1 protein-coding gene is annotated in these 753 nt (G+C 64.1%); it reads right to left on the reverse strand.

Annotation, left to right across the window (positions count from 1 at the left end; genetic code table 11):
- Window positions 1-9: 9 nt before the first annotated feature.
- Window positions 10-753, reverse strand: a 744-nt coding sequence (locus CRM90_RS30045; RefSeq protein ID WP_142391503.1) for a DDE-type integrase/transposase/recombinase, incomplete at its 5' end; no start/stop codon positions are given.

Genomic DNA, 753 nt, shown 5'->3' on the forward strand with positions numbered 1-753 from the left:
CGGGCGTTGTCAAGCTGCGTGGAGTCGGTCGGTGTCGTTTTCAGCGGGGAGGTTGATGCCGACGACGGGGCTGGGTCTCTTGGTGTGCGGGCGTGTGCGGAATCGCTCGGGGTGGGTGTCGTAGTAGGCCTGCAGGACGTGGTTTCGGTGGTTCCACTGCCGTGTCCACGTTCCGTTGTGGACCTCGTCGGGGGTGAACAGTGCGATGCCGCTGTGGCGGTGGTGGGTGTTGTACCAGGACACGTAGGCACTGACCCAGTTCCGTGCTGCCTCGAGATCGTCGAAGACGCCAGGGTAGTTGGGCCGGTATTTCATGGTGCGGAATTCCGATTCGGAGAACGGGTTGTCGTTGCTGACGTGTGGCCGGTTGTGGGTCTGGCCGATCTCGAGGTCGGCGAGCAGGTCCTTGAGTGCGGCCGAGCGCATCGCCGGCCCGGAATCGGCGTGCACCGCAACCGGTGCTCCGTGGGTGGTGAACGCGGTCTTGAACATCTCGACGGCCAGGTCGTCGCATTCGCGTTCCTCGACGCGCCAGCCCACGATCTTGCGGGAGTAGATGTCGATGATCGAGTACGCCTTGAACGCCACACCCCGCCACGGGGTCCGTAGGTCGGTGATGTCCCAACTCCAGATCTGTTGTGGTGCGGTCGCTTTGAGTACCGGCACCGGACGCGGTGTCTTGTTCGTCGAGCGGGTTGGGCAGACCGGACGGGCACTTTGGTTCTCGATCGCCGCGGCGATGCGCCACCAGGA

The organism is Mycobacterium sp. ENV421 (genome assembly GCF_002887815.1).
Taxonomy (GTDB): domain Bacteria; phylum Actinomycetota; class Actinomycetes; order Mycobacteriales; family Mycobacteriaceae; genus Mycobacterium.